This is a genomic window from Bacillus cereus group sp. RP43 (assembly GCF_040459645.1).
Taxonomy (GTDB): domain Bacteria; phylum Bacillota; class Bacilli; order Bacillales; family Bacillaceae_G; genus Bacillus_A; species Bacillus_A mycoides_C.
This window is the reverse complement of the sequence record NZ_JARVHQ010000002.1, coordinates 352434-366407: the sequence shown is the minus strand read 5'-3', so window position 1 is coordinate 366407 and position 13974 is coordinate 352434. Positions and strand designations below refer to the sequence as shown.

Sequence of the window (13974 nt, the reverse complement as noted above, 5' to 3'; positions counted from 1 at the left end):
AGGCAGTTATGAGCGATTATATAAGAGATATCATTTTATATGATAAGAAATATTACATTTATAGTTTTGATGAAGATAGTAATGGAATTTCTAATTTATCAAAAATAAATATCTTTGTAGGATCAAATAATTCTGGAAAGAGCAAGATGTTAAGAAATTTATTTATTGAGAAGCCTTTATTATTTAAAATAAATAATATTGATTTAGAAAAAATTAAGCATTATAAAGATGAATTTAAACAAAGAGCAGAAGTTATTATAAACTCGAGAGATATTCTTGATTATAAAGATATACTTTCCGATACTAAAGAGTTTGAAGATTTATCTTATATAACTGAAGGACAAGAGCATATTCCTAAATTTTATTATATGATAGATGATTTAATAAAATCTTATAATCAAGGAAGGATTATAAGTGAGAAGGTTGGAGATTCTTATATCATAGATGATAAGAAAATTGTTAATGAATTTGACTATACAAGTATAAATAATGAGTTAAAAAAATTGGCAGAGGAGATTAAAGAGAAATTAGGTTATCCAATACCAGAAAATTTTATTTTTAAAAAAGTGTATATCCCTACACTGCGTGGACTAAGAATATTAGAAAAGAACGATGATTTATATTTTAAAAGAACAAAAGAAGACTATTTTGAAGAGAAAGAACAAATAGACATTTTTACTGGCCTGAATTTATATGAAGAGGTGAGGGATCTATTACTAGGTAGTTTTGAAGAAAGGGAAAAGATTGCTGATTTTCAAAAGTTTTTAGGAAGTACATTTTTTGATGGTCAACGGGTAACCCTTGTTCCCAAAAAAGATTCTAAGGTTTTATTTGTAAAAATAGGGGAAGAGAAAGAGTACCCTATTCATATGGTAGGAGACGGTATACAGTCAATTATTATAATGACCTTCCCGATATTCAAATATAAAGATGAAAAATTATTAATGTTTATTGAAGAACCTGAATTATTTTTACATCCGGGTCTACAAAGAAAATTGTTGGAGGCCATGGCGAATGAAAGTAATAGTTCCGTTCAATATTTTATAACTACGCATTCTAATCACTTTCTGGATTTGACATTGGATATTGATCGGATTTCCATATATTTATTTAGTAAAGAACTAGAGAATTCACAAAAAAAAGAGAAGGAGGCAAAATTCATTGTTGAGAATGTTAGTAATGAAGATAATAATGTACTAGAAATACTCGGTGTACGGAATTCTTCGGTCTTTCTTTCTAACTGTACAATATGGGTCGAGGGAATTACAGATAGATATTATTTAAGGCATTTTCTCAAAGTATATATTAACTCTTTGAACAAAGGCTTGGAATTTAAGGAGGATTTTCATTATTCCTTTGTAGAGTATAGTGGTAATAACATCACGCATTGGTCTTTTTTAGATGAAGAAGGATCAGATGTTGAGTCTAGTTATAGCTCAATAAATGTTGATAGACTTTGTAGTCGGCTGTTTTTAATATCGGATAAAGATAGCGAAGGGAAGTTACCAAGGCAAGAAAAGCTACGTGAAAAGTTGAAAGACCGATTCTATTGTTTGGAGTGTAGAGAGATAGAGAATATATTATCAAAGCAGGTTTTATTAAAAGTAATTGCTGATTATGAAAAAGTTGAAGAAGAGGAATTGGACTTAGAATTTAAGAAGGTATTCACTGAAGAAAATTATCGAAACGAATACTTAGGGGAATTTATAGAGGACAAATTGCCTAAAAAGAACAGGAAAGGAAGTTATAGTTATGGCCCTGGGACGATAAACGAAAAGCAATCATTCTGTAAGAAGGCAATATCTAAAATTAATAGCATAGAGGATTTATCTTCTGAAGCTATAAAGCTATGTGAGAAAATTTATAAATTTATTAAAGATAATAATTCGTAAGTGCTTATAGATTTTGTAATTAATCTATTGAAAGAAATTATTTAAGAAAAATTTAAATGATTTAGCAAAGGCACTTAATTGAATGTGGGTGTTTTTAAGTTTAAAACCAAGAGTTTTCTTTCAAAATAAAAAGAGTTTAATGTTCGAAATTTTAGAATGGAAAGAATGCTAATTAAGTTATATAATAGACCTAAGAAAACATTTCCTTTTTAATCATTCCTAAATAACCACAAACCTTTCGGGTTTACGATTCATTACAAGAAAGTGTATAAAACATATACGCTAATTTGTAATACGAATGTATTCCTGGGAGGTTTTTTGTGTTTTAGGAATAGGACAAGTATTGAACTAACAAGGGAGTGATAGGATGTCTTAACTTTTTAAGAAATGTAATAAAGAAGTAAGAATTTTGAAATTCAAAATATAAAAGAAGATGAAAAAAGGTGAGAGAAGCAGTCTCGTCTTTTTATTTCGAAAGGAGAAGGGCATGGGTAAGAAAATTATGGTTCAATCTGTAAAGTTGGTAAAAGACAGTAATCGTATTTATGATATTGAGAAAAAGAAAATTACTTGTCCAGCGGATGCTGTACGTTTTGCACAGATTATATTTGATGTAGAATCAAGACCAAGTGAAATTTTTGGTGTATTTAACTTAAATATAAAGAATGAAATTATTGGCTGTAGCATTGTGTTCGAAGGAACTGTTGATTCATCGCTTGTTCACCCGCGCGAGACCTTCCGCACAGAAATCTTAAACAATGCAACTTCAATTCTGTGTTTTCATAACCATCCCAGCGGCAGTAGTGTAGAATCTCATGAAGATGTTGAAGTGACCAGAAGATTAAAAGAATGTGGAGACATTATTGGCATACGCCTTTTAGATCATGTCATCATCGGAGATAACAGCGATGTAAGTTTAATGAAAAAGGGGATTATATAATAAAAGGTTATAAGACAACTATAGTAAAGAGTGTCAATGGAGGAATAAGAAGATTCTTAAGTGTTTACACGTATGGATCTTCTTATTCTTTTTTATTTGTAAAGCCAATTCATAAATGTGTCCAGAATATGTGATTTGTAGAAATAGACAGGTTCAGAGATAAGAAATATAGGATAAGAGAAAAAGGCTCCATGCCTAATAAACTAACAAGAAAGCGTCAGCCTAAAGCGAGAAAGAGTAGGCTAAAGGATTTTGAATTGATAATATATAAATAGAGAAAAGGAACGGAATATGGTCCTTTTTTCTATTTTCATCGAAGCATGCTACTCGTAAAAACCTTTCATACAGAGGCATGTTTATCAGTTAAAATATCCACTTGGAACAAGTTGTTATGTAAATGAGAGGAACTACGCCTGAAGATAGAAGTACTTACAAATTTTAAAAGATTTCCTTTTGTATACCAAGAAGCAAAATATATTTATGATAAAATATAGAAAAAGATGATTAAGAAGGGATAATCAAAGTGAAACCAACAATTTATGATGTTGCTGAAAAAGCAGGTGTATCAATAGCAACTGTATCCAAGGTAATTAATCAAACAGGTCGTATTAGTGAAAAAACAATAAACAAAGTAAATCAGGTAATGGATGAATTAGATTACCAGCCAAGTAGTGTAGCAGCAGCGTTAACAGGTAAAAAAACATATACGATTGGGGTACTTGTCCCAGATATCTCAAACCCATTTTTTGCAGAAGTAGCAAGAGCTTTTGAAAATAGTGCACGAGAATCAGGGTATACACTTATTTTATGTAGTACAGATCATCAAACAAAACGTGAGCACGAATATATTGATTTATTATTTAAAAAGCAAGTTGATGGCATTATTATTGCAACGGAGCTAAATGATTATAAACTAGTTAAAAAAATCGTGAATCGAGATTTGCCGCTTGTTTTATTCACTGTAGATCATCCGTCCATCACGACTCATGTTGTGACAACTGATGATATGAGGGGAGGCTATTTAGCTGGGAATTATCTGATGCAGAAAGGCCATACATCTTTAATGATTATGATGGAGAAGGATAGAAAAAGTAGCTTAGGGAGGCTGAATGGTTTTAAACAAGCTCTTACGGATTCAGGGGTTTCGTTAGATGATGATGCTATCATTAGTTGCTATTCGACAGTGGAAGATAGCAAACGTGCAAGTAAAGAATTACTTAGTTTGCCTAATAGGCCTACTGCGGTTTTTGCTTGTACAGATTTAATTGCGATATGCCTTATGAATGAAGCAAGAAAACAAGGACTTTCGATTCCGGAAGATTTATCAATTATCGGATTTGATAATACAATCTACGCTGAGATTGCAGATCCAGGGTTAACAACGATTGAACAGCCAATTAAACAAATGGCAGACTGTACGTTTGAACAACTCTTAAAAACGATGGAAATGAAGGCGCATGCTAAGCAAAAGATTACAATTATTCCTCAATTAGTAGAGCGATCCTCAGTAAAGGACATTACATGATAATTTTTGTAGCTTACTTGAATATAACAAAAAAGAAGGTCATCGTAACTATGTGCAGTTATGATGACCTTCTTTTTTATTGAAATTTATATTGAGAATTGCTCACCGCTTTTAGTATTTAAATCCTGCTTCATCTCATTTTCCTTTGGAATAGTAAGGAAATGAGTTAAAAATGCACCAAAGAAGTACAAACCAGCAAAGATCCACATTACGCCGCCAACACCTAATGGACCGATGAAAGCTGTTACTACTAATGGACCAACGAATGCTGATAATCCTGAACCTAAATTTAAGACAGACATTGCAGCTCCTTTATTTTCAGGAGCTAAAGATGGTACTAAAGCTGTAAGAGGTACATAACCGGCAAGTGTTGCTCCGTAGCAACATGCAACAAATAATATAGCCCAATAATTATGTCCTACCATTTGTGGTACATAATAGAGTGCAAGGGTTACAATTCCGCAACCCACTCCTCCGAACCATTTAATCGTATTTACCCAGCCAAACTTGTCTCCAACAATACCAAAAATAATATTAAACACCATATTTACAAAGAAGAGAGTACCCCAAATTTGAAGCCATTCAGTCATCGTAAAATTATATTTCATCATATAGGTAGGCAGGAAAACAACAAATCCAAACTGAGCGGCCGAGTTTATAATTTTAACAATACCACCTATACCAACTTTGGGATTTTCAAATGCGATGGTTATGCCTTTTAGTAATTCACTTGATTTGTTAGCGCTTACGGGTTGTGCCTTAAATTTGTCCTTATTTACAACAATTGAGAATAGTCCCCCGACGACAACAAAAATTAAAGCACTCCATAAAGTAGCGATTTCCCCGATTTTAGGAACCATATAGCTAGAATAAAAGGCCCCTATAACACTTAAGCCAAGCTGGAATACGAACCAGAACCATCCGACTGCTCTTGAAAGCATTTGCTGAGGAGTACTGTAAGTTACCCAAACTAGGAAAGAATAAGCAAATAAGGGATAACCAAATCCTCGTAGAGCGTAGCAAAGTAATATTACGGGATAATTCATATGTTGAATTCCTATACCGATGAATCCAATGGAACCTAAAATGAATGATATTAAACCAAACGTCATTACTTTTCTTGGTCCCCACATTTGTACAAATACCCCCGAAAACCAGGAAGAAGCAGATACAGTAATTCCGTAAATAGTAAACAGAAAAGCAGCGTGTTCTAGCGTTAAGCCATTCTCAACGAGATAAGGGGATAACCATCCTTGTTCTAAACCATCCCCAATCATAAAAACAATAATCCCTATGTATCCCCAAGTTAAATTAGAAGGGATACCAATCTTGTCCATAAATGTTTTGTTTGAACCAATTGCGTTCATTCTCCCACCACCGATATTTTTTTGGTTAAGCGCTTAATTCTTTTTGATAAAAAAAGTATACGCTTACATTATGAGGTCGTCAATGAAATTTTTTGACAATTTACAACTTTCTTTCATAGGGTGCAATCTATTTACGTATTGGACACTAAAATAATCGTGAGCATGAATAGAAATAAATAACGTAAGAATAGGATATTATTATATATAAAGTTCAATTTTCTTTGTTATATCAGTATTTTAAAAGAATATATTTGTAGATTTTTGATTATTTGTTTCTAATTATTACTTTGTATATGGATGTAGTACGTTTACTTATGAAATTTGAAATTCGGATGAAAAGAAAAGTATTCAAAAAAATAAAAATGTTTTCAATTTAGAATCAAGTGTGTATAATGAAGAAAAATAGGGAAAGCGCTTAACTAAATTTGATGTGCTAAACCTTATAGACTTCCATTTTGTTTCTTAAATTTAAATAAAGAGGGAGAAATCATATGAATGTTGTAACGATTGGGATTATTGGTGCTGGACGAATTGGGAAACTGCATGTTGATAATTTGCAGCTTATGCCACAAGTAAAAATTAAAGCGGTTTCAGATGTAGTGATTAGTCATTTAGAAAAGTGGGCTGAGGATAAAGGGATTTCCACTCTGACAACTAACTATCAGGATTTATTAGCAGATCCAGAAATTGATGCTGTCTTTATATGTTCACCAACAAATACACATGCGCAAATTATTAAAGAAGCGGCTCTTGCGAAAAAACATATTTTCTGCGAAAAGCCAGTTAGTTTCTCGGTAGAAGAAACATTAGATGCATTAGAAGTAGTAAAAGAACAAGGAGTATCTCTTCAAGTAGGTTTTAACCGCCGTTTCGATCCTAACTTCAGAAAAGTCTATGATCTTATTCAACAAGGAGAAGTGGGACACCCACATATTTTAAAAATTACGTCTAGAGATCCACAACCGCCAAGTATAGAATATGTTCGTTCTTCAGGTGGATTGTTTATGGATATGATGATTCATGATTTTGATATGGCTAGGTATGTGATGAATAGTGAAGTTGTTGAAGTATTTGCATATGGTACAACATTAATTGATCCATCCATTCAGGAAGTAAATGATGTTGATACAGCAATTGTCACATTGAAATTTGCGAATGGAGCTTTAGGGGTAATTGATAATAGCCGCCAAGCTGTTTATGGATATGACCAGCGTCTTGAGGTGTTTGGTGAAAAAGGAGCGGTCGCTGCTGATAATTGTTGCCCAACAACTGTGCAAGTGTCAAAAACAGAAGGTGTTGTAAAAGATAAGCCGCTTTATTTCTTCTTAGAGCGCTATACACAGGCTTACATTGAAGAAGTAACACAATTTACAAAGTCAATTATAGAAGGACAAGCTGTTATTTGCAGTGGTAATGATGGGCTACAAGCAGAACGAATTGCGAAAGCTGCGAAGGAATCTTTACTAACAGGAAAACCTGTTCAAATTGAACATAAACAGCCTGCATTAAATCAATAAAGAGAGCGCTTACTTCTAGAAATTTAAAGAGCAGTGAATCGTATGGTTATAAAAATTTCTGAACCATATCATTTACCTTTACATAAAGCACGGGAGGTAGTAACAATGAATCCACTTATTTTTAAAGAAGATTGTCCATTAGATCTAATTGCAGTTGGACGTTTATGCGTTGATTTAAATGCCAATGAAACACAACGTCCTATGGAAGAAACAAGAACATTTACTAAGTATGTGGGGGGATCTCCTGCGAATATTGCGATTGGTGCGGCGCGTCTTGGCTTACAAACAGGATTTATCGGTAAAGTGTCCGATGATCAAATGGGCCGCTTTATTACAGGATACTTAAAGGATAACAATATTAATACGGATCAGATATGTATTGATTGCACTGGTGCAGTGACAGGTTTAGCTTTCACAGAAATTAAAAGCCCTGAAGATTGCAGTATTTTAATGTACCGCGACAATGTCGCAGATTTAAATCTTGATCCAACAGAAGTTTCTGAGGACTATATTAAACAATCAAAAGCTCTCTTAATTTCAGGAACAGCTTTAGCGAAAAGTCCTTCTCGCGAGGCGGTATTTTTAGCGCTAGAATATGCGCGTAAGCATGATGTAGTCGTATTTTTTGATGTTGATTACCGCCCGTATACATGGCAGTCAGAAGCTGAAACGGCTGTGTATTACAATCTAGCGGCTGAAAAATCTGATGTCATTATTGGAACGCGTGAAGAGTTCGATATGATGGAAAAACTATTAAACTATGAACAAACTAATGACCAAGTTACGGCTGAAAGATGGTTTTCTCATCATGCGAAAATCGTCGTAATTAAGCACGGCGGGGATGGTTCAATCGCTTATACGAGAGACGGTCAATCACACCGAGGCGGTATCTTTAAAACAAAGGTATTAAAGACGTTTGGCGCTGGTGACTCGTATGCTTCTGCGTTTATTTATGGCCTAATGCAAGGGCTTGAGATTCCTCAAGCGATGCGATTAGGTGGCGCTTCTGCTTCTATCGTTATTTCTAAACATAGCTGTTCGGATGCAATGCCAACAAGGACAGAGATTTCTGCATTCATGGAAACGGCTGAGGAAATTGTATAGAAACATCATAAATGAGTAATCAAGTAAGAGCGTATTTTATGTACGCTTCTACATTACATAAAAGGGAGAGAATGAATATGATAGTACAAACAGCACAAATTGTAAAAAACTACATTGGCGGCGAATGGGTAGAATCCTCTTCAACGAAGATCGAAGCCGTATATAATCCTGCAACGGGGGAAGTAATCGCTCAAGTACCGCTTTCAACAAAAGTAGATGTTGAACTAGCCGTACTAGCAGCAAATGAAGCGTTCAAATCTTGGTCCAAAACAGCTGTGCCAAAACGTGCTCGTATTCTATTTAAATATCAACAATTACTAGTAGAGAACTGGGAAGAGTTAGCGAAACTTATTACGATTGAAAATGGAAAAAGCTATAACGAAGCCTACGGTGAAGTTCTTCGTGGTATTGAGTGCGTGGAATTTGCTGCAGGTGCACCTACATTAATGATGGGAAAACAGCTTCCTGATATTGCGACAGGTATTGAGTCTGGTATGTATCGTTACCCAATTGGTGTTATAGGCGGGATTACACCTTTTAATTTCCCAATGATGGTTCCATGCTGGATGTTCCCACTTGCGATTGCTTGCGGTAATACATTTGTGTTAAAACCTTCAGAGCGTACACCTCTTCTAGCAGCAAGATTAGCAGAATTAGCTGAAGAAGCAGGCTTACCAAAAGGTGTATTAAATATCGTAAATGGCGCTCACGATGTAGTAAACGGTCTTCTGGAACATAAATTAGTGAAGGCAATTTCATTTGTAGGTTCTCAACCTGTCGCAGAATACGTTTACAAAAAAGGAACAGAAAACTTAAAACGTGTTCAAGCATTAGCGGGTGCGAAAAACCATTCCATTGTATTAAATGATGCGAATCTTGAACTAGCAACAAAGCAAATTATTAGTGCTGCGTTCGGTTCAGCTGGTGAGCGTTGTATGGCTGCTTCTGTTGTTACAGTAGAAGAAGAAATTGCAGATCAATTAGTTGAAAGACTAGTAGAAGAAGCAAACAAAATTGTGATCGGAAATGGTCTTGACAAAGATGTATTTTTAGGACCAGTTATTCGTGATAACCATAAAGAGCGCACAATTGGTTACATCGATTCAGGTGTAGAACAGGGCGCTACATTAGTTCGTGATGGACGCGAAGATACAGCTGTAAAAGGAGCTGGTTACTTCGTTGGCCCAACAATTTTTGACCATGTTACAAAAGAAATGAAAATCTGGCAAGATGAGATTTTTGCTCCTGTTTTATCCATTGTTCGTGTGAAATCATTAGATGAAGCAATTGAAATTGCGAATGAGTCTCGCTTTGCAAATGGAGCTTGTATTTATACAGATAGCGGAGCAGGTGTACGTCAATTCCGTGAAACAATTGAATCAGGTATGTTAGGTGTCAATGTTGGGGTACCAGCACCAATGGCATTCTTCCCGTTCTCTGGCTGGAAAGATTCTTTCTATGGTGATCTTCATGCGAATGGTACGGACGGCGTTGAGTTTTATACTAGAAAGAAAATGCTTACATCTCGCTGGGAAAAGTAATCATTAAGAGAGAAGTAGAATCTCTCTAGTTGTTCGTAAGCGAAAGTAACGAAAGTAGTAAAACATAAGAAGGAAGTATTAGGAGTCTATCAAATTCCTAATACTCCTTTTTCATATGCAGAATGAATGATAGAGATAGAAAGGAGCAAACAATATGCAAACTGTTAGAATGACGACGGCACAAGCTTTGGTGAAATTTTTGAATCAGCAATACGTAGAGTTTGATGGAGAACAACAAAAATTTATTAAGGGAATCTTTACGATTTTTGGTCATGGAAATGTAGTAGGCCTAGGTCAAGCTTTAGAAGAAGATGCAGGGGAATTAGAAGTATATCAAGGGAGAAATGAACAAGGGATGGCAAATGCTGCGATGGCCTTTGCAAAACAAAAACATAGAAAACAAATTATGGCATGTACTTCTTCTGTTGGTCCTGGATCAGCAAATATGATTACCTCTGCTGCAACTGCTTCTGCAAATAATATTCCCGTTTTACTACTTCCAGGTGATGTATTTGCAACGAGGCAACCTGATCCTGTTCTTCAACAAATTGAACAAACACATGACTTATCTATTTCTACGAATGATGCTTTTCGTGCGGTAAGTAAGTATTGGGACCGGGTGAACCGTCCTGAACAATTGATGACAGCTATGATTCAAGCCATGCGTGTTTTAACGAATCCAGCAGATACAGGAGCTGTAACAATTTGTTTACCACAAGATGTCCAAGGGGAAGCGTGGGATTTTCCAAGTTACTTCTTCCAAAAGCGTGTTCATCGTATTGAACGTCGTCTACCTACAAAAGCCAGTTTAGCGGATGCGGTGGAAATGATTAAGAAAAAGAAAAAGCCAATTATGATTTGTGGTGGTGGTGTAAGGTACGCAGAGGCAGCAGAGGAACTGAAACAGTTTGTTGAAGCATTCCGCATTCCATTTGGAGAAACGCAAGCTGGGAAAAGTGCGATTGAAAGCAGCCATCCATATAATCTTGGCGGCATCGGAGTAACTGGAAATTTAGCAGCTAATACAATTGCAAAGGAAGCGGATCTTGTTATTGGAATCGGGACGAGATTTACTGATTTTACAACGGCATCTAAGCAATTGTTTCAGAATGAAGAGGTTGAGTTTTTAAATATTAACATTTCAGAATTCCATGCGAACAAGCTCGATGCGTTGAAGATGATAGCAGATGCAAAAGAAGCGCTTCTTGCTCTAATAGATGAACTACAAACAATTGATTATCAATCTAGTTATACATCAGAAATTGATGATGCAAAAGAGGCTTGGAAAACAGAATTAGCACGTCTACATAATATTCGATTTTCAGGTCAGGATTTCACGCCAGAAGTCGAAGGTCATTTCGATGAGAATTTAAATGAGTATGTAGACGCACTTGGTACACAATTAACACAGACTGCAGTCATTGGACAAATAAATACATTACTTGATGAAGATGCAATTATTGTTGGTGCGGCAGGAAGTCTTCCAGGTGATTTACAAAGAATGTGGGCAATAAGAAAACCAAATACATATCACATGGAGTATGGATACTCTTGCATGGGCTATGAAGTTGCAGGTGCACTTGGTGCAAAGCTAGCTGAACCATCGAAAGAAGTATATGCAATGGTAGGGGATGGCAGTTACCAAATGCTTCATTCTGAGCTCGTAACAAGTCTTCAAGAAAACAAAAAAATTAACGTTTTATTGTTTGATAACTCCGGATTTGGTTGTATTAATAACTTACAAATGGGTAACGGAATGAGGAGCCTTGGAACAGAGTTTCGCTACCGGAACCAAGAAACTAGTATGTTAAACGGTGCTATTATGAAAATTGATTTTGCAGCTAGCGCGGCTGGATATGGCGTAAAAACGTATCGTGTTACATCGATAGAACAACTACAGGAAGCACTTAAAGATGCAAAAAAACAAACAGTTTCTACATTGATTGATATTAAAGTATTACCAAAAACAATGACAAATGGATACGATTCATGGTGGCATGTAGGTGTTGCAGAAGTATCTAATAGTCAAAGTGTACAAGCTGCGTATGAGAGTAAAGTAAGTAACTTGCAAAAGGCAAGGTCTTATTAGGTTAGGGCACAAAGGGAGCATTTTATCTATATACATATTTATAGAAAGCTCTCTTTTTAACGAACAGATAAGAGAAGTTGGCGAAATTCTATAACATTTTGCGAAGAGGAGAGACAAGGGGATGTTTAAAGAAAATAAGATTAAGCTTGGAATTGCACCAATTGCATGGACAAATGATGATATGCCGGAGTTAGGAGCAGAAAATACGTTTGAACAATGTATTAGTGAGATGGCACTAGCTGGATTTAATGGAAGTGAAGTAGGTAATAAATATCCGAGAAATACAGTTGTATTGAAAAAATCTTTGGAATTACGAAACCTGGAGATTGCTAGCGCATGGTTTAGTGCGTTCTTGACAACGAAGCCGCTTGAAGAGACGGTACAAGCATTTATTAAACATAGAGATTTCTTGCATGATATGGGTGCAAAAGTCATCGTTGTATCAGAGCAAGGGCATAGTATTCAAGGTTTAATGGATGTACCGCTATTTCAAAACAAGCCTGTTTTTACAGAGGAAGAGTGGGATAAGCTTGCGGATGGGTTACATCACCTCGGTAAATTAGCTCAGGAAAAGGGTCTACATATTGTATACCATCATCATATGGGTACGGGCGTTCAAACAACAGCAGAAATTGAAAAGTTAATGGAAATGACGGATCCAGAGCTTGTATCCCTGCTTTTTGATACAGGTCATCTTGTTTTTTCAGGAGAAGAGCCGCTTTATATTTTGAAAAAATATTTACCTCGTATTAAACACGTACATTTAAAAGATATTCGCCAAGAAGTAGTAGATGCTGTAAAGGATAACGATTTAAGCTTCTTACAGGCAGTGAAGAATGGGGCATTTACAGTTCCAGGAGATGGCGTAATTGTATTTGATGAAGTGTTTACTATCCTTGCAAACTCTGATTATAAGGGTTGGTTTGTGGTAGAAGCAGAGCAAGACCCGGCTTTAGCGAATCCTTTTGAATACGCATTAAAAGCCCGGAGATTTATACAAGAGAAAGCAGGTCTTTAGTTTCCCCAGTGTGAGATTGCATAAGGAGTAAAAAGACGAGACGTTTGTTTATTCATGTAATAAATAATATTGAAAAAGGTGAATGTGTAATGCCATTAGTTCAAATGAAAGATATTTTAATAAAGGCAAATCAAGAGAATTATGGGATCGGAGCTTTCAGTGTCGCTAATATGGAAATGGTAATGGGAGCTATTAAAGCAGCAGAAGAGTTGCGTTCTCCGCTTATTCTACAAATTGCGGAAGTTCGTTTGAATCATTCGCCAATTCATCTGATAGGTCCTTTGATGGTAGCTGCGGCGAAAAAAGCGACCGTCCCAGTAGCAGTTCACTTTGATCACGGGATGACGTTTGAAAAGATTAAAGAGACATTAGAAATTGGTTTTAGTTCGGTTATGTTTGATGGCTCTCACTATCCGTTAGAGGAGAATATCCAAAAGACAATAGAAATTGTAGCGCTTGCGAAACAGTACGGAGCGACAGTAGAAGCTGAGATTGGCAGAGTAGGTGGTAGTGAGGACGGCTCAGAAGATATTGAAATGTTGCTGACAAGCACTAAAGAAGCAAAACGATTTGCAGAAGAAACAGACGTAGATGCGCTAGCTGTTGCGATTGGAAATGCGCATGGTATGTACAATGGAGATCCTGATTTACGATTAGACCGCCTACAAGAAATTAATGAGGTAGTTCGTATTCCACTAGTATTACATGGTGGTTCTGGCATTAGTCCAGAGGATTTCAAGCAATGTATTCAACATGGTGTTCGTAAAATTAATGTAGCAACAGCCACGTTTCAGAATGTAATTGCTGCGGTTAACACTGCTGCCCTAAATACTCCTTATTCAGATTACTTTACGTATCATCAGGATGTAATTGAGGCTGCATACGAAAACGTTAAAAATCATATGCGAATATTCGGAAGTGAAAACAGAGCATAACCAGAAAAGTTTTCTTCATTAATAGATAGAGGAAACTCGTAATTTA

The 13974-nt window shown here is 35.8% G+C and carries 10 protein-coding genes; 9 read left to right on the top strand and 1 reads right to left on the bottom strand.

Translation table 11 applies throughout. From position 1 onward, the window contains the following. Nucleotides 1–8: 8 nt before the first annotated feature. The 3 genes from QCI75_RS28495 to QCI75_RS28485 all read left to right on the top strand — a co-directional run bounded on the left by QCI75_RS28495 (nucleotide 9) and on the right by QCI75_RS28485 (nucleotide 4357). The gene (locus tag QCI75_RS28495) at nucleotides 9–1892 is read left to right on the top strand and encodes an AAA family ATPase (RefSeq protein ID WP_353761881.1); all 1884 of its coding nucleotides are present in this window, start codon (nucleotides 9–11) and stop codon (nucleotides 1890–1892) included. 487 nt (nucleotides 1893–2379) lie between these two features. After that, the gene (locus tag QCI75_RS28490) at nucleotides 2380–2832 is read left to right on the top strand and encodes a JAB domain-containing protein (RefSeq protein WP_353761880.1); all 453 of its coding nucleotides are present in this window, start codon (nucleotides 2380–2382) and stop codon (nucleotides 2830–2832) included. 523 nt (nucleotides 2833–3355) lie between these two features. Then, on the top strand, nucleotides 3356–4357 hold the full coding sequence (locus QCI75_RS28485) for a LacI family DNA-binding transcriptional regulator (RefSeq protein ID WP_353761878.1): 1002 nt from the start codon (nucleotides 3356–3358) through the stop codon (nucleotides 4355–4357). A gap of 86 nt (nucleotides 4358–4443) precedes the next feature. Here QCI75_RS28485 and QCI75_RS28480 read toward each other — a convergent pair whose 3' ends face one another. Next, a complete protein-coding gene (locus QCI75_RS28480) occupies nucleotides 4444–5724 on the bottom strand; it encodes an MFS transporter (RefSeq protein WP_353761876.1) in 1281 nt (426 codons plus the stop codon). Between the two features lie 491 nt (nucleotides 5725–6215). On the opposite strand from QCI75_RS28480, the gene iolG reads away from it, so the two are divergent. From iolG to QCI75_RS28450, 6 genes are all read left to right on the top strand, one after another. Then, complete coding sequence (gene iolG, locus QCI75_RS28475; RefSeq protein ID WP_001103665.1) at nucleotides 6216–7241, top strand: inositol 2-dehydrogenase; 1026 nt, start codon at nucleotides 6216–6218, stop codon at nucleotides 7239–7241. Nucleotides 7242–7346: 105 nt separating this feature from the next. Then, the gene (gene iolC / locus QCI75_RS28470) at nucleotides 7347–8345 is read left to right on the top strand and encodes a 5-dehydro-2-deoxygluconokinase (RefSeq protein ID WP_353761874.1); all 999 of its coding nucleotides are present in this window, start codon (nucleotides 7347–7349) and stop codon (nucleotides 8343–8345) included. Nucleotides 8346–8422: 77 nt separating this feature from the next. Beyond that, nucleotides 8423–9886: a CoA-acylating methylmalonate-semialdehyde dehydrogenase gene (locus QCI75_RS28465; RefSeq protein WP_353761872.1), complete on the top strand. Its 1464-nt coding sequence runs from the start codon at nucleotides 8423–8425 to the stop codon at nucleotides 9884–9886. A 154-nt stretch (nucleotides 9887–10040) separates the two neighbouring features. Next, nucleotides 10041–11975 carry a 3D-(3,5/4)-trihydroxycyclohexane-1,2-dione acylhydrolase (decyclizing) gene (gene iolD / locus QCI75_RS28460; protein ID WP_353761870.1) on the top strand — a complete coding sequence of 645 codons (1935 nt, stop codon included), beginning with the start codon at nucleotides 10041–10043 and terminating at the stop codon, nucleotides 11973–11975. Between the two features lie 121 nt (nucleotides 11976–12096). Further along, nucleotides 12097–12993, top strand: a complete 897-nt coding sequence (iolE, locus tag QCI75_RS28455; protein WP_353761869.1) for a myo-inosose-2 dehydratase — start codon at nucleotides 12097–12099, stop codon at nucleotides 12991–12993. Nucleotides 12994–13082: 89 nt separating this feature from the next. After that, nucleotides 13083–13928, top strand: coding sequence for a class II fructose-bisphosphate aldolase (locus tag QCI75_RS28450; protein WP_353761867.1), 846 nt, complete (start codon nucleotides 13083–13085; stop codon nucleotides 13926–13928). Nucleotides 13929–13974: the final 46 nt, after the last annotated feature.